This is a genomic window from Vibrio clamense, assembly GCF_050337905.1.
Classification (GTDB): domain Bacteria; phylum Pseudomonadota; class Gammaproteobacteria; order Enterobacterales; family Vibrionaceae; genus Vibrio; species Vibrio cortegadensis.
This window is the reverse complement of the sequence record NZ_JAKJTJ010000016.1, coordinates 1-16,162: the sequence shown is the minus strand read 5'-3', so window position 1 is coordinate 16,162 and position 16,162 is coordinate 1. Positions and strand designations below refer to the sequence as shown.

The 16,162-nt window shown below is 43.8% G+C and carries 8 protein-coding genes, 7 tRNA genes and 4 rRNA genes; 6 read left to right on the top strand and 13 right to left on the bottom strand.

Going from position 1 to position 16,162, the window contains the following annotated elements; genetic code table 11:
- Positions 1-426: 426 nt before the first annotated feature.
- The 5 genes from L4C39_RS00690 to L4C39_RS00670 all read right to left on the bottom strand — a co-directional run bounded on the left by L4C39_RS00690 (position 427) and on the right by L4C39_RS00670 (position 1,143).
- Positions 427-503, bottom strand: a tRNA-Pro gene (locus tag L4C39_RS00690).
- Between the two features lie 69 nt (positions 504-572).
- Positions 573-648 (bottom strand) — tRNA-His (locus L4C39_RS00685).
- 43 nt (positions 649-691) lie between these two features.
- Positions 692-768: transfer RNA gene (locus L4C39_RS00680), tRNA-Pro, on the bottom strand.
- A 177-nt stretch (positions 769-945) separates the two neighbouring features.
- Positions 946-1,021, bottom strand: a tRNA-His gene (locus L4C39_RS00675).
- A 45-nt stretch (positions 1,022-1,066) separates the two neighbouring features.
- A tRNA-Arg gene (locus L4C39_RS00670) sits at positions 1,067-1,143 on the bottom strand.
- 299 nt (positions 1,144-1,442) lie between these two features.
- Between L4C39_RS00670 and L4C39_RS00665 the strand changes: the two genes are divergently transcribed.
- Positions 1,443-1,853, top strand: coding sequence for a c-type cytochrome (locus L4C39_RS00665; protein WP_315973051.1), 411 nt, complete (start codon positions 1,443-1,445; stop codon positions 1,851-1,853).
- Positions 1,854-1,940: 87 nt separating this feature from the next.
- On the opposite strand, the gene rep is transcribed toward L4C39_RS00665, so the two are convergent.
- On the bottom strand, positions 1,941-3,956 hold the full coding sequence (gene rep, locus L4C39_RS00660; protein ID WP_017052415.1) for a DNA helicase Rep: 2,016 nt from the start codon (positions 3,954-3,956) through the stop codon (positions 1,941-1,943).
- A gap of 181 nt (positions 3,957-4,137) precedes the next feature.
- On the opposite strand from rep, the gene L4C39_RS00655 reads away from it, so the two are divergent.
- From L4C39_RS00655 to ubiK, 4 genes are all read left to right on the top strand, one after another.
- The gene (locus tag L4C39_RS00655) at positions 4,138-4,719 is read left to right on the top strand and encodes a TetR/AcrR family transcriptional regulator (RefSeq protein ID WP_198927064.1); all 582 of its coding nucleotides are present in this window, start codon (positions 4,138-4,140) and stop codon (positions 4,717-4,719) included.
- Between the two features lie 18 nt (positions 4,720-4,737).
- Entirely contained in the window at positions 4,738-5,844 is a 1,107-nt protein-coding gene (locus tag L4C39_RS00650; RefSeq protein WP_429743830.1) for an efflux RND transporter periplasmic adaptor subunit, read from the top strand.
- Between the two features lie 12 nt (positions 5,845-5,856).
- Positions 5,857-8,979 carry a multidrug efflux RND transporter permease subunit gene (locus L4C39_RS00645; RefSeq protein WP_017052418.1) on the top strand — a complete coding sequence of 1,041 codons (3,123 nt, stop codon included), beginning with the start codon at positions 5,857-5,859 and terminating at the stop codon, positions 8,977-8,979.
- Positions 8,980-9,092: 113 nt separating this feature from the next.
- Positions 9,093-9,344: a ubiquinone biosynthesis accessory factor UbiK gene (ubiK, locus tag L4C39_RS00640; RefSeq protein ID WP_017052419.1), complete on the top strand. Its 252-nt coding sequence runs from the start codon at positions 9,093-9,095 to the stop codon at positions 9,342-9,344.
- Between the two features lie 139 nt (positions 9,345-9,483).
- Here the strand turns inward: ubiK and ilvC are convergent, their stop codons facing one another.
- Complete coding sequence (gene ilvC, locus L4C39_RS00635; RefSeq protein WP_017052420.1) at positions 9,484-10,968, bottom strand: ketol-acid reductoisomerase; 1,485 nt, start codon at positions 10,966-10,968, stop codon at positions 9,484-9,486.
- 143 nt (positions 10,969-11,111) lie between these two features.
- On the opposite strand from ilvC, the gene ilvY reads away from it, so the two are divergent.
- The gene (gene ilvY / locus L4C39_RS00630; RefSeq protein WP_429743828.1) at positions 11,112-11,993 is read left to right on the top strand and encodes an HTH-type transcriptional activator IlvY; all 882 of its coding nucleotides are present in this window, start codon (positions 11,112-11,114) and stop codon (positions 11,991-11,993) included.
- A 60-nt stretch (positions 11,994-12,053) separates the two neighbouring features.
- Here ilvY and L4C39_RS00625 read toward each other — a convergent pair.
- The 6 genes from L4C39_RS00625 to L4C39_RS00600 all read right to left on the bottom strand — a co-directional run.
- A tRNA-Asp gene (locus tag L4C39_RS00625) sits at positions 12,054-12,130 on the bottom strand.
- Between the two features lie 63 nt (positions 12,131-12,193).
- Positions 12,194-12,309, bottom strand: a 5S ribosomal RNA gene (gene rrf / locus L4C39_RS00620).
- A gap of 39 nt (positions 12,310-12,348) precedes the next feature.
- Positions 12,349-12,425 (bottom strand) — tRNA-Thr (locus L4C39_RS00615).
- A gap of 45 nt (positions 12,426-12,470) precedes the next feature.
- Positions 12,471-12,586: ribosomal RNA gene (gene rrf / locus L4C39_RS00610) — 5S ribosomal RNA — on the bottom strand.
- 94 nt (positions 12,587-12,680) lie between these two features.
- Positions 12,681-15,572 (bottom strand): 23S ribosomal RNA (locus tag L4C39_RS00605).
- 356 nt (positions 15,573-15,928) lie between these two features.
- Positions 15,929-16,162, bottom strand: a 16S ribosomal RNA gene (locus L4C39_RS00600); the annotation flags it as partial.

Sequence of the window (16,162 nt, the reverse complement as noted above, 5' to 3'; positions counted from 1 at the left end):
CTTCAGAGGTGATCAGTGAAGAGACATTCTTTGAACATCAGGCGAACCCCTTCTGTTTCTCTTCTATAGCCGACAACTAAAAATCATTAGTTCCACTGATCGCTAGACGAAAAAAAACTCAGCTTTCTGATGAGGTTTCTTCAGAGGTGATCAGTGAAGAGACATTCTTTGAACATCAGGCGAACCCCTTCTGTTTCTCTTCTATAGCCGATAACTAAAAATCATTAATTCCACTGATCGCTAGACGAAAAAAAACCTCATCATTTCTGATGAGGTTTCTTCAAAGGTGATCTGTGAAGAGACATTCTTTGAACATCAGGCGAACCTCTTCTGTTTCTCTTCTATAGCCGACAACTAAAATCATTAATTCCACTGATCGCTAAACGAAAAAAAACCTCATCATTTCTGATGAGGTTTCTTCAAAAGTGGTCGGTGAAGAGGGATTCGAACCCCCGACCCTCTGGTCCCAAACCAGATGCGCTACCAAGCTGCGCTATTCACCGACTTTTATTTTATTTTGACTTATCAAAAAGGGAAATCTCATTCACTACGTAAACTGACTACCGAGTTAATGGGGTGGCTAACGAGATTCGAACTCGCGACCACCGGAATCACAATCCAGGGCTCTACCAACTGAGCTATAGCCACCACTAACTTTTTATATAACCGTTTAAAACGATTATTGAAATAGTGGTCGGTGAAGAGGGATTCGAACCCCCGACCCTCTGGTCCCAAACCAGATGCGCTACCAAGCTGCGCTATTCACCGACATTGTATTTTTTTACTTGGTTTGCGTTAGAGGGATACCCTCTGGTCCGCTTATTCCAAGGTCAGGATGCGTAACAAATCACGCTATTCACCAACATGTTTCGTTCCGATTCTAAGATAAATCTTGAATCAGCACTGGAAACCTTCATTTACGAATAAACTTGGTTACCAAAATAATGGGGTGGCTAACGAGATTCGAACTCGCGACCACCGGAATCACAATCCAGGGCTCTACCAACTGAGCTATAGCCACCACTACTTTTTGCCAATATAGTGCTTATTTTACTAAGCATCCGGATGGTACGCCCGAAAGGATTCGAACCTTCGACCTTTGGCTCCGGAGGCCAACGCTCTATCCAGCTGAGCTACGGGCGCATGCCCTATCGGCGGAGTGGAATAATACGTATATCACCCTATGCCGTCTAGTGTTTTTTTTACTTTTTTTTCTGTTTGTTCTCTTTTTCAGCAGTTCATATGCAATAAAAGCTTATATAGGATGTGATAGAGCCCTTGTCGCTGATAACTTGTTGTTTATTGCAACAAGTTATCAGGATATAATCACCCATTATTTACATTGATTTAACAGGTTACTGATGACCGATTAAGTCAAAACACAGTTTAACACTATAATTTTGGTAAGCATGTACTTACCTTGGGAATGTGAAGTGAGTTTAATGGATATGTCTCGACGAATCATAAGCGTTTTATTCGCTGCGTTAACTTTTTCTAGCGCTGCGTTTGCCACTACCGATCAAGCTGAATACGATGCAATAGCTGAACGCATCCAACCCGTAGGTCAAGTTTACCTTGCTGGCAGCGAACCCGTTAAAGCTGAACCAACAGGTCCTCGTGATGGTGCAACAGTATATGGAACTTTCTGTATTGCTTGTCACTCATCAGGTATTAGCGGAGCACCTAAAACAGGCAACGCTGCTGAGTGGGGGCCTCGTATTGCTCAAGGTAAAGATGTCTTAAAAGATCACGCAATTAATGGCTTTAATGCAATGCCAGCAAAAGGGTCATGTATGGATTGCTCTGATGATGAAATCGTCGCAGCCATCGACCACATGATCAAAGGTCTATAAGGCAACTATCCACACCTACCAATGTGCCTAGTTAAAAAAATGCCCGTGAACTATCACGGGCATTTTTATTATTCCTATTGAACATCGCTATTTTTTGAACATCGCACGTAAGTTTGCGATATGCGCCTGTCCTTTTTCCATTCTTTCTTCTGCTGACTGCGGCTTTTTAACCGTTTCCCAATCCACATCATCATGTGGAAGTTCATCTAAAAATCGGCTCTGTGTCGGTTTAATAAGCTCACCATACTGCCTACGCTCCCGACATTTAGTAAAAGTCAGCTCTTTTTGAGCACGAGTAATACCGACGTACATTAAACGGCGTTCTTCTTCGACATTATCTTCATCAATACTTGTTTGATGAGGAAGGATCCCCTCTTCTGCTCCCATGAGGTAGACGTACGGGAATTCGAGTCCTTTTGAAGCATGTAGTGTCATCAACTGCACTTGATCAGCATCGTCATCGTCTTCACCTCGCTCCATCATGTCACGCAAAGTTAAACGCTGAACAACCTCTTTTAGACTCTTCTCTTCTTTATCGTAATTGTCACCTTCGAGGTCGGCCACAATCCAACTATAAAGCTCAGACACATTTTTCATTCGCATTTCAGCCGCTTTAGGGCTTGGCGAGCTCTCGTATAACCAATCTTCATAATTGATATCTCTCACCAAAGAACGAACCGCTTCTACGGTATTTCCACGCTCAGCATTATCTGAAATTTTTACAATCCATTCGGTAAAGCGACGTAAATTATCGAGCCCTCGACCAGTTAGATGCTGCTCCAAACCCATCTCAAAGCTTGCTTCAAATAAGCTCTTACCACGCATGTTGGCATAACTACCCAGCTTTTCGAGAGTAACCGGACCAATCTCTCTACGAGGTGTATTCACAATTCTCAAAAATCCGTTATCGTCGTCAGGGTTAACTAACACTCGCAGGTACGCCATGATGTCTTTGATCTCTGCGCGAGCAAAGAAAGAGGTACCACCCGAAATTTTATAAGGGATCCTATTTTGCATTAATGCTTTCTCAATCAAACGCGACTGGTGATTACCTCGGTATAACACTGCGTAATCTTTATATTCGGTTCGATTCAAAAAGCGGTGGGCGATCAGCTCTCCCGTAATTCTCTCCGCTTCATGCTCTTCATTTTTAGCATTCAGTACTTTTATTTTTTCCCCATCCGGAATTTCAGAGAAAAGCGTCTTGGTGATCTCATGCGGGTTATTTGCAATCAGTATATTCGCCGCTCGCAAGATACGACTAGTAGAGCGGTAATTCTGCTCTAGCTTAATGACTCTGAGTTGTGGATAGTCTTTACTCAATAAAACCAAGTTTTGTGGTTTTGCGCCTCGCCAAGAATAAATCGATTGGTCGTCATCACCAACAACCGTGAGGCGACAACGCTCACCGACTAAAAGCTTCACTAATTCATACTGGCTCGTATTGGTGTCTTGGTACTCATCGACAAGTAAGTATCGAATGCGTGATTGCCATCTTTCTCGAACTTCTTGATTGGTTTTTAGTAGCAGAACTGGCATCGCAATCAAATCATCAAAATCCAATGCGTTATATGCCTTCATCTGCTTTTGGTACATATCAAAACAGAATGCAAAAACCTGCTGCTGTTCACCTTGTGCATAAGCTATTGCTTGCTCAGGTGTCAGCATGTCATTTTTCCAATTAGAGATACTACTCAGCAACTGACGCAGTAGATCTTTATCACCATCTAACTGTTTTTCGGTTAACTCTTTCAACAATGCTAATTGGTCTTGATCATCAAAAAGCGAAAATCCGGCTTTTAAACCTAATGCTTTATACTCACGGCGGATAATATTCAGCCCCATGGTATGAAACGTTGAAACCATTACCCCTTTAGATTCTTTCTTACCTAAACTTTGTCCTACGCGCTCTTTCATTTCACGTGCGGCTTTATTTGTGAACGTCACAGCCGCGATATTGCGAGCTTTATAACCACACTGCTGCACTAAGTAAGCAATTTTATTTGTAATCACACGAGTTTTGCCCGATCCCGCCCCTGCGAGAACAAGGCAAGGTCCAGATACAAATTTTACAGCTTCGTCTTGTCTAGGGTTCAGTTTCATTGAGTTCTCAACATGGTTTCATCAGGTTTTATGTGTATTCCTCTCTATGATAATGCTGCAACACAGGGAATGCTATGCTCTCGTATACAAGATTTTCACACATTAAATGCGAAACTCTATTATGTAAAAGTGTGATCTATACGCTATAATGAATGAACGTTCATTCATTGGTGGTAAGAAAATGACCATTCATAACCCTCAGGATAAACGCCTTCAGATACTCTCAGCAGCTGAAGCTCTCATTGCAGAGGTTGGCTTTCAGGGGTTATCTATGCATAAGTTAGCAAAAAAAGCAGGGGTCGCTGCAGGCACTATCTATCGCTATTTCGATGATAAAGAACATCTCATTGAGGAAGTTCGGATACATGTAACCCAAAAAATTGCAGACGCGATACAGGAAGGTGTTGACGATTCAAAGCCGATAAAACAACGTTACCGCACCATGTGGCTAAACATTTGGAACTTGGCGGGAACAAACCTTGATGCAATCAAAAACCGGATTCAATATGATTGTTTACCTGCAACAAATAGCACTACATTTAGGGAACTAGAGCGTAAAATGTTTGCCCAAGTGGAGTTACTATTTAATGATGGTAAAAAACAAGGACTATTTAAACCACTTGATAACGAAGTATTAAGTGGATTGAGCTTAGCGGCTAGTGTCTCACTCGCACGTAAGCATTCTTTAGGATTCTACCAACTGGACGAAACTGCATTAGATGCGGCTATTGAGGCTAGTTGGGACGCAATAATTACACACTAGATCGGAGTTCTGACAATAATGAAAAAGTGGACCTTCTTTATGTTACTTATCGCTTTGACCCTTTTTGGGAGCGTGATAGGTTATAACATATTCAAACAACAAAAAATCGCAGAGTACATGGCTAATAGGCCAGAAGCGGAGTTCCCTGTAACGGTAACAAAAGCACAACCAGTAGACTGGGTACCTGTGATTGAAGCTATTGGCTTTATAGAGCCTAATCAAGGGGTAACTCTTTCAAGTGAAACAAGTGGTGTAATTAGAAAAATTGCTTTTACTTCAGGTACGCAAATCGAAGATGACCAACTATTAGTAAGCTTAGATTCATCTGTTGAAAAAGCGAACCTAAAAAGTGCGCAAGCAAAGCTTCCTGCGGCGAAAGCAAAATACAAACGTTACAAAGGCTTGTTTGCTAAAGGTTCAATTTCAAAAGAATCTTACGACGATGCAGAAGCGAGCTTTTTCTCACTTTCAGCTGATATTGAAAGCTTGAAAGCAGCAATTGAGCGTCGTGAAATCAGAGCGCCTTTCTCGGGTATTATCGGTATTCGTAAAGTTTACTTAGGTCAATACTTGCAAGCCGGAGATGAAATTGTACGTTTAGAAGACACCAGTGTTATGCGTCTTAACTTCACTGTACCTCAAACTGATATTTCTCGTATTTCAATAGATCAAGCGATCGATATCTTTGTCGATGCTTACCCAGATCAACCTTTCCAAGGAACAATCAGTGCGATTGAGCCTGCGGTTAGCATTCAAAGTGGTTTGATTAGAGTCCAGGCAGACATTCCAAATAGCGATGGTCTACTTCGCAGCGGCATGTTTGCTCGTGCGAATATCATCCTTCCTGCGCTGACAGATCAAATTACGCTTCAACAAACTGCGATTACGTTCACTCTATACGGAGACAATGTTTACATTATCTCTGAAGAAGATGGTGTGAAACGAGTGAAGCAGCAAGTTGTAAAAATTGGCGAACGAACAAAAGATAAAGCTCATATCTTAGAGGGTGTTAAGGCTGGAGATATGGTTGTGACATCAGGCCAAGTACTCCTAAGCAACGGGGCAAAAGTTAAGATTGTAGAAAACGATACAATCACCCCACCATCTGAAACACCTAAGCTGTAATTTGGAGGCATAATGCGCTTTACTGATGTTTTTATTAAACGTCCAGTTTTAGCGGTATCCATCAGCTTTTTGATCGCATTGCTTGGATTACAAGCAATCTTCAAAATGCAGGTGCGTGAATACCCTGAAATGACGAATACTGTCGTTACCGTTTCGACCGGTTACTACGGTGCAAGTGCGGATCTTATCCAAGGCTTTATCACCCAGCCTCTCGAACAGGCGGTGGCTCAAGCGGATAATATCGACTATATGACTTCCTCATCGGTTCTCGGTAAGTCAACGATTACGGTCAATATGAAGTTGAATACGGACCCTAATGCTGCGCTGTCTGATATTCTAGCCAAAACAAACTCTGTTCGGTCTCAACTTCCTAAAGAAGCAGAAGATCCAACAGTAACGATGTCTACAGGCTCAACAACGGCGGTGCTGTACATCGGTTTTACCAGTGATGAATTAGTCTCTAGCCAAATTACTGACTATCTTGAGCGAGTGATCAACCCTCAACTGTTTACGGTTAATGGTGTTTCAAAAGTCGACCTTTATGGTGGCATGAAGTACGCGCTACGTATTTGGTTGGATCCAGCAAAAATGGCGGCGGTAGATTTAACGGCAACAGATGTCATGTCGGTTCTAAACTCGAATAACTACCAATCAGCAACTGGTCAAGCAACAGGCGAATTTGTGCTCTATAATGGCAGTGCAGATACTCAGGTATCGAACACTGAAGAGCTTGAAAACTTAGTGGTAAAAAGCAGCAAAGCTGAAGTTATCCGTTTAGCAGATATCGCTAAAGTATCACTAGAAAAAAGCCATGATGTTTACCGTGCGAGTGCGAATGGTAAAGAAGCCGTGGTTGCAGCGATTAATGCAGCTCCAAGTGCTAACCCAATAAACATCGCAGCGGATGTGCTGGATCTTCTTCCTCAGCTAGAGAAAAACCTCCCAAGTAACATTTCTATGAATGTTATGTATGACTCGACAATTGCAATTAACGAGTCAATTCAAGAGGTAATTAAAACGATTGTTGAAGCGGCGCTTATCGTATTGATCGTCATTACGCTGTTCTTAGGCTCATTCCGTGCGGTTCTTATCCCAATCATCACTATTCCACTATCTCTCATTGGTGTGGCAATGGTTATGCAAGCGATGGGATTCTCGTGGAACCTAATGACGCTACTGGCCATGGTACTTGCCATCGGTCTTGTGGTTGATGATGCGATCGTTGTACTAGAGAATGTCGATAGGCATATTAAACTTGGCGAATCACCTTTCCGTGCAGCAATTATTGGTACGCGTGAAATTGCGGTTCCTGTTATTGCGATGACCTTAACGCTGGGTGCGGTATATGCGCCAATCGCGATGATGGGTGGTATTACTGGTTCTCTATTTAAAGAGTTCGCATTAACGCTAGCAGGTTCAGTATTTGTTTCTGGTATTGTCGCATTAACGCTATCACCAATGATGTGTTCAAAAATGCTGAAAGCGCATGCTGAACCAAGTAAGTTTGAACAAAAAGTTCATTACGTATTGGATGGCATGACAAATCGCTATGAACGCATGCTCGGCGCTGTAATGCAGCATCGCCCTGTGTTTATAGGTTTTGCTGTCATTGTATTCGCCACTCTTCCGATGCTATTCAAGTTTATTCCTAGTGAGCTTGCACCGTCAGAAGATAAAGGCGTAATCATGCTAATGGGTACAGCACCATCAAATGCTAACCTTGATTTCATGCAAAATACCATGGATGACGTGAACGAGATCCTTTCGGCTCAACCGGAAGTGGCGTATGCACAGGTATTTACAGGCGTTCCAAGTGCTAACCAAGCGTTTGGTATTGCTTCAATGCTACCGTGGAGTGAAAGAGAGGCAAGTCAAGCTGAGGTTGCTGGGCGTGTTGGCCAACTGGTGAAAGAAATTCCAGGTATGTCAGTAACGGCCTTCCAAATGCCAGAACTTCCAGGTGCAGGTTCAGGTCTACCTATTCAGTTTGTTATCACCACTCCAAATAGCTTTGAAAGCCTATTCCAAATCACAACGGATATTTTAACCGAGGTATCTTCAAGCCCATTGTTTGTCTATTCGAATCTAGATTTGAATTATGACTCAGCAACAATGAAGATCAATATTGATAAAGACAAAGCTGGCGTCTACGGCGTTACCATGCAAGATATCGGTATTACGCTTGGCACTATGATGTCTGACGGCTACGTTAACCGTATCGATTTGAATGGCCGCTCGTATGAGGTAATCCCTCAAGTTGAACGTAAGTATCGCTTAAACCCAGAATCAATGAAGAACTACTATGTTCGAGCTGCGGATGGTAAAGCAATACCTCTAGGCAGCTTGATCTCTATTGATGTTGTTGCAGAGCCTCGATCTTTGCCGCACTTCAACCAGTTGAATTCTGCGACAATTGGGGCGGTACCAGGACCAACAACTGCAATGGGTGATGCTATCGCATGGTTCGAAAACACAGCTGAAACGAAGTTACCAAGTGGCTACAGTCATGACTATATGGGTGAAGCTCGCCAATACGTAACGGAAGGAAGTGCTCTATACGCAACGTTTGGTTTAGCATTAGCGATCATCTTCTTGGTTCTAGCCATTCAATTTGAATCTCTGAAAGATCCATTAGTTATCATGGTTTCCGTACCACTTGCTATTTGTGGTGCTCTTATTGCCTTGGCATGGGGCGCAGCAACCATGAACATCTATTCGCAAGTTGGTTTGATCACCTTAGTTGGTTTGATTACCAAGCACGGTATTTTGATTTGTGAAGTGGCAAAAGAAGAACAGCTGCATCACCATAAAAATCGAATTGAAGCTGTAATGGAAGCGGCGAAGGTTCGTCTTCGTCCAATCCTGATGACGACAGCTGCGATGATCGCTGGCTTAATCCCACTGATGTATGCAACAGGAGCGGGTGCAGCACAACGCTTTAGTATCGGTATCGTAATCGTTGCTGGTCTGGCAATTGGTACTATCTTTACTCTGTTTGTACTTCCAGTAATTTATAGCTACCTAGCAGAGCAACATAAGCCATTACCAATCTTTGTTGAAGATAAAGATTTAGAAAAGCTGGCGCGCGTTGATGAAGCGAAAGCGGTTCATCGTGAGATGGCAAAAAATAGCTAAATTCACAATCTAAACAAAAGGCTACTTCGGTAGCCTTTTTTATTATCTAAAGTAACGACTTTGCGTTGTGAATTACTTAGAATGTAACCAAAATAATAGGAGTTTAGCCCACTATGTTTGATCCAAAGAAATTAGAACAAATTGCAAAACAGATTCATGAATCAATGCCTCAGCCAGTGAAAGAGCTCGGTAACGATGTTGATCAAAAAGTACGACAAGTTATCCAAGGCCAGCTAAACAAACTTGATGTTGTAAGCCGTGAAGAATTTGATGTACAAACTCAAGTGTTGCTCCGTACTCGTCAAAAGTTGACAGACATGGAACAAAAATTGGCAGCACTAGAAGAAAAACTAGCAGATAAATAATCCAACCTAGTGGATCTGTAATGATTTATCCGTAACCTCAGTAACGGATTGATAAGCAGACAAAAAGCCTTTCTTTATTTACTAAAAAGCTCAACATTTCTGTTGAGCTTTTTTCATCACTTTAGCTAAATTACATAAACTAGCCGCCTACCGCGATAGTCTTCATATCTGTCATATAGCCACGTAATTCTTCACCAATGTACTCTACTGGGTGGTTACGAATGGTATCATTCACTTCGATTAACTTCGCATTATCCACAAAGTTAGAAGTTTCACCTAAACCACGACCAATCACATCAGTATTCACATTAGGCATGAATTTTTCACGCAGAAGAGGTGTTGCAACGTTAGCAAATAGGTAGTTTCCGTATTCTGCAGTATCAGAAATAACAACGTTCATTTCATACAAACGCTTACGAGCGACAGTATTCGCAATAAGTGGTAGCTCATGCAAAGACTCATAGTATGCTGATTCGTCGATGATACCTGATGCGGTCATTGCTTCGAACGCAAGTTCAACACCTGCACGCACCATCGCAACCATCAAGATACCGTTATCAAAATATTCCTGCTCTGATATTTCAACATCTGACTCAGGATAATTTTCAAAAGCCGTTTGGCCCGTTTCTTCACGCCAACCTAATAAATTTACATCATCATTTGCCCAGTCAGCCATCATCGTACTAGAGAAATGACCTGAAATAATGTCATCCATATGCTTGTTATATAGAGGGCGCATTAAATCTTTTAGCTCTTCAGACAGATCAAATGCTTTTACTTTCGCAGGGTTAGAAAGACGATCCATCATGTGAGTTACCCCACCAAATTTCAGCGCTTCTGTTACGGTTTCCCAACCAAATTGTAGTAATTTACCGGCATAGCCAGGTTCAATACCATCGGCAATCATCTTTTCGTAACAAACGATCGAACCGGCTTGTAGCATGCCACATAAAATGGTTTGTTCACCCATAAGGTCAGATTTAACTTCCGCAACAAAAGAAGATTCAAGTACGCCAGCACGGTGGCCACCAGTTGCAGCAGCCCAAGCTTTTGCAATCTCCAGACCATCACCTTGAGGATCGTTCTCAGGGTGAACAGCAATAAGTGTTGGAACACCAAAGCCACGCTTGTACTCCTCACGAACCTCAGTACCAGGACACTTAGGCGCAACCATTACAACCGTAAGGTCTTTACGAACTTGCATCCCTTCTTCCACGATATTAAAACCGTGTGAATAACCTAATGTGGCACCCTCTTTCATTAAAGGCATTACGGTTTCAACAACATTTGTGTGTTGTTTGTCAGGTGTTAGGTTAACAACAAGGTCAGCTTGAGGAATAAGCTCTTCATAGCTTGCTACTTCAAAACCATTTTCTTTCGCATTCTTGAATGACTGGCGCTGTTCGTCAATAGCGGCCTGACGAAGAGCATAAGCAACATTCAAACCAGAATCTCGCATATTAAGACCTTGGTTTAAGCCTTGAGCACCACAGCCCACAATGACGACTTTCTTATCTTTTAGATAATCAGCTTCGCTCGCAAATTCTTCACGATCCATGAAGCGGCAGCGGCCTAGTTGATCCAATTGTTCACGTAAGTTCAATGTGTCGAAATAGTTAGCCATCAGGGCTCTCCTTTATAAATACTGTCCGTTTGGTCGATATCTTACTATCGAATGACTTCATACTAAATCAGACGTAAAGTTGCTTAAAGTGATATATTCACAATTAGTCATTGCAATAAATGCAACATGGAAGATTTAAGTAAATGAATATAAAAAGCCTTCAACTCTTTATTCACTTATGCGATAGCAAAAATTTTAGTAAAACGGCAGCAGCAATGCATGTAAGTCCGTCCGCCCTCAGTCGCCAGATCCAAAAACTAGAAGACGATACTGGTCAGGCTCTATTTGTAAGAGATAACCGAAGTGTAGAAATCACGCCTGCGGGTAAAAAGCTACTTCCTATCGCACTTAATATCGTTGGTGAGTGGCAGCAATATAGTGCGCAGTTAGCAGGTAATGAACATGAACTTAAAGGCGAAATTCGATTGTTTTGTTCGGTCACGGCCAGCTATAGCCACCTACCTGAATTACTGTCTGAATTTAGAGTACGACACCCTCATATTGAATTTAAATTAACCACAGGCGACCCTGCTCAGGCTATAGATCGTATTATTAACGATATGGCTGATATCGCTATTTCGGCCAAACCCGATCAGCTGCCATCAAAAGTAGAGTTTGAGAAAATAAGCGAAATTCCACTCTCAGTTATCGCCCCTTCCGGTATAAATAGTTTTACTCACTTACTCCAAGAAGAATCGATTAATTGGTCTCAGGTACCTTTTATTGTTCCAGAAGCAGGTACAGCTAGAGAAAGAGCAAACTCTTGGTTTAAAAAAATGAAAATCAAGCCGAATATCTACGCCCAAGTTTCTGGACATGAAGCAATAGTAAGTATGGTTGCTCTTGGATGTGGTGTTGGTATAGCCCCAGACGTTGTGATTGACAGTAGCCCGGTAAAAGAACGAGTAGAAAGGTTAAAAGTAGCGTCAATCAGACCTTTTGAATTGGGCATCTGTTGCAAACGCTCTCAACTAGAGAACCCATTAATCAAAGCTTTATGGGAAGTAGCAGAAGAAAAACACTAATTCAAAATAGTACAGACGTAAAAAAGCCCTAATCTTTCGATTAGGGCTTTTTTAAATCAGTGGCGGAGTGGACGGGACTCGAACCCGCGACCCCCGGCGTGACAGGCCGGTATTCTAACCAACTGAACTACCACTCCGCAGTGTCTATTCAGCTTACGCTATTTCTTTTTACTGTTTTATAAACAATAAAATAAATTAAAGCCTAGCAATGTCCTACTCTCACATGGGGAAGCCCCACACTACCATCGGCGCTATTACGTTTCACTTCTGAGTTCGGCATGGAATCAGGTGGGTCCGTAATGCTATGGTCGCTAAACAAATTCTTAATACATCGATAAATGACGCATTTTAATACTGGTGCTGATACCCAGACTCGAACTGGGGACCTCACCCTTACCAAGGGTGCGCTCTACCGGGCTGAGCTATATCAGCAAACAACAAAAACTCGTTTATAACGAGTTTTTGTTTAAATTTAAAGCCTGGCGATGTCCTACTCTCACATGGGGAAACCCCACACTACCATCGGCGCTACTGCGTTTCACTTCTGAGTTCGGCATGGARTCAGGTGGGTCCGCAACGCTATGGTCGCCAAGCAAATTCTTAAAATTCGGAAAGCTGTTTTCGTTCTCTAAACTCATTCAAGTTTGTCTGTATATATCGAGTCCATCAAAACCCCTTGGGTGTTGTATGGTTAAGCCTCACGGGCAATTAGTACAGGTTAGCTCAATGCCTCGCAGCACTTACACACCCTGCCTATCAACGTTCTAGTCTTGAACAACCCTTTAGGGCACTTATAGTGCCAGGGAAGACTCATCTCAGGGCTCGCTTCGCGCTTAGATGCTTTCAGCGCTTATCGATTCCGAACTTAGCTACCGGGCAATGCCACTGGCGTGACAACCCGAACACCAGAGGTTCGTCCACTCCGGTCCTCTCGTACTAGGAGCAGCCCCCTTCAATCTTCCAACGCCCACGGCAGATAGGGACCGAACTGTCTCACGACGTTCTAAACCCAGCTCGCGTACCACTTTAAATGGCGAACAGCCATACCCTTGGGACCGACTTCAGCCCCAGGATGTGATGAGCCGACATCGAGGTGCCAAACACCGCCGTCGATATGAACTCTTGGGCGGTATCAGCCTGTTATCCCCGGAGTACCTTTTATCCGTTGAGCGATGGCCCTTCCATTCAGAACCACCGGATCACTATGACCTACTTTCGTACCTGCTCGAATTGTCATTCTCGCAGTCAAGCGGGCTTATGCCATTGCACTAACCACACGATGTCCAACCGTGTTTAGCCCACCTTCGTGCTCCTCCGTTACTCTTTGGGAGGAGACCGCCCCAGTCAAACTACCCACCAGGCACTGTCCGCAATCCCGATAAGGGACCTACGTTAGAACATCAAGCATACAAGGGTGGTATTTCAAGGTTGACTCCACCGCATCTGGCGACGCGGTTTCAAAGTCTCCCACCTATCCTACACATGTAGGGTCAATGTTCAGTGCCAAGCTGTAGTAAAGGTTCACGGGGTCTTTCCGTCTAGCCGCGGGTACACTGCATCTTCACAGCGATTTCAATTTCACTGAGTCTCGGGTGGAGACAGCGTGGCCATCATTACGCCATTCGTGCAGGTCGGAACTTACCCGACAAGGAATTTCGCTACCTTAGGACCGTTATAGTTACGGCCGCCGTTTACCGGGGCTTCGATCAAGAGCTTCGACCGAAGTCTAACCCCATCAATTAACCTTCCGGCACCGGGCAGGCGTCACACCGTATACGTCATCTTACGATTTTGCACAGTGCTGTGTTTTTAATAAACAGTTGCAGCCACCTGGTATCTGCGACTCCTAGTAGCTCCATCCGCAAGGGACTTCACCGCCAAGAGCGTACCTTCTCCCGAAGTTACGGTACCATTTTGCCTAGTTCCTTCACCCGAGTTCTCTCAAGCGCCTTGGTATTCTCTACCCGACCACCTGTGTCGGTTTGGGGTACGATTTCTTATAATCTGAAGCTTAGAGGCTTTTCCTGGAAGTATGGCATCAATGACTTCACACCCGTAGGTGCTCGACATCGTGTCTCAGCCTAACAAGAGTCCGGATTTACCTAAACTCTTAGCCTACGCACTTGAACCTGGACAACCGTCGCCAGGCCCACCTAGCCTTCTCCGTCCCCCCATCGCAATTATAAGAAGTACGGGAATATTAACCCGTTTCCCATCGACTACGCTTTTCAGCCTCGCCTTAGGGGTCGACTTACCCTGCCCCGATTAACGTTGGACAGGAACCCTTGGTCTTCCGGCGTGGGAGTTTTTCACTCCCATTATCGTTACTCATGTCAGCATTCGCACTTCTGATACGTCCAGCAGCCCTTACARACCACCTTCAACCGCTTACAGAACGCTCCCCTACCCCACACACTAAAAGTGTGCAGCCGCAGCTTCGGTTTATTACTTAGCCCCGTTACATCTTCCGCGCAGGCCGACTCGACCAGTGAGCTATTACGCTTTCTTTAAATGATGGCTGCTTCTAAGCCAACATCCTGGCTGTCTGAGCCTTCCCACATCGTTTCCCACTTAGTAATAATTTGGGACCTTAGCTGGCGGTCTGGGTTGTTTCCCTCTTCACGACGGACGTTAGCACCCGCCGTGTGTCTCCCGGATAGTACTTACTGGTATTCGGAGTTTGCAAAGGGTTGGTAAGTCGGGATGACCCCCTAGCCTTAACAGTGCTCTACCCCCAGTAGTATTCGTCCGAGGCTCTACCTAAATAGATTTCGGGGAGAACCAGCTATCTCCGAGTTTGATTGGCCTTTCACCCCTAGCCACAAGTCATCCGCTAATTTTTCAACATTAGTCGGTTCGGTCCTCCAGTTGATGTTACTCAACCTTCAACCTGCCCATGGCTAGATCACTCGGTTTCGGGTCTATATCCAGAGACTGTGTCGCCCAGTTAAGACTCGGTTTCCCTACGGCTCCCCTAAACGGTTAACCTTGCCACTGAATATAAGTCGCTGACCCATTATACAAAAGGTACGCAGTCACACCACGAGGGTGCTCCTACTGCTTGTACGTACACGGTTTCAGGTTCTATTTCACTCCCCTCACAGGGGTTCTTTTCGCCTTTCCCTCACGGTACTGGTTCACTATCGGTCAGTCAGTAGTATTTAGCCTTGGAGGATGGTCCCCCCATATTCAGACAGGATATCACGTGTCCCGCCCTACTCGATTTCACTGATTATGATGCGTCGGTTACGGGGCTATCACCCTTTGCTGCGACACTTTCCAGAGTCTTCACCTGCATCATTAAAAGCTTAAGGGCTAATCCAATTTCGCTCGCCGCTACTTTCGGAATCTCGGTTGATTTCTCTTCCTTCGGGTACTTAGATGTTTCAGTTCCCCGAGTTCGCCTCGTTACGCTATGTATTCACGTAACGATACTAGCTTATGCTAGTGGGTTTCCCCATTCGGAAATCCCAGACTCAAAAGACTTTTACTGTCTAATCTGGGCTTATCGCAAGTTAATACGTCCTTCATCGCCTCTGACTGCCAAGGCATCCACCGTGTACGCTTAGTCACTTAACCATACAACCCGAAAGGGTCTTRTGTATGGCAACTAACCAAGGTTTTTGGTTGTCATTAAGAAGGGTTAATTCTCAATGACTGTTTGCCGGACTCAATAATGGAACAATGTAAACATTGTTCCGAATACAAGACACTTGAATGTGTTTGTGTGTTTATCAATGAAGATAAACATTGAGAACTTTTAAATTTGATTTGAGTTACTCGTAAGTAATCAAATCAGTCAGCTTTCCAAATTRTTAAAGAGCATAAAGCACAAAAGCTTTAATCAATAACCGAAGTCATTCATTAAAGCTCTGCTTTAACTTATCTAAACCTRATCAATCTGTGTGGGTACTCATCGTGAAAATCTTCGTATATAAGGAGGTGATCCAGCCCCAGGTTCCCCTAGGGCTACCTTGTTACGACTTCACCCCAGTCATGAACCACAAAGTGGTGAGCGTCCTCCCCGAAAGGTTAAACTACCCACTTCTTTTGCAGCCCACTCCCATGGTGTGACGGGCGGTGTGTACAAGGCCCGGGAACGTATTCACCGTAGCATTCTGATCTACGATTACTAGCGATTCCGACTTCATGGAGTCGAGTTGCAGACT

Bases quoted from the DNA above. Each gene is read 5' to 3' on its own strand.
- L4C39_RS00665 (WP_315973051.1), top strand. From the start codon at position 1,443: ATGGATATGTCTCGACGAATCATAAGCGTTTTATTCGCTGCGTTAACT.
- rep (WP_017052415.1), bottom strand. From the start codon at position 3,956: ATGAAACTGAACCCTAGACAAGACGAAGCTGTAAAATTTGTATCTGGA.
- L4C39_RS00655 (WP_198927064.1), top strand. From the start codon at position 4,138: ATGACCATTCATAACCCTCAGGATAAACGCCTTCAGATACTCTCAGCA.
- L4C39_RS00650 (WP_429743830.1), top strand. From the start codon at position 4,738: ATGAAAAAGTGGACCTTCTTTATGTTACTTATCGCTTTGACCCTTTTT.
- L4C39_RS00645 (WP_017052418.1), top strand. From the start codon at position 5,857: ATGCGCTTTACTGATGTTTTTATTAAACGTCCAGTTTTAGCGGTATCC.
- ubiK (WP_017052419.1), top strand. From the start codon at position 9,093: ATGTTTGATCCAAAGAAATTAGAACAAATTGCAAAACAGATTCATGAA.
- ilvC (WP_017052420.1), bottom strand. From the start codon at position 10,968: ATGGCTAACTATTTCGACACATTGAACTTACGTGAACAATTGGATCAA.
- ilvY (WP_429743828.1), top strand. From the start codon at position 11,112: ATGAATATAAAAAGCCTTCAACTCTTTATTCACTTATGCGATAGCAAA.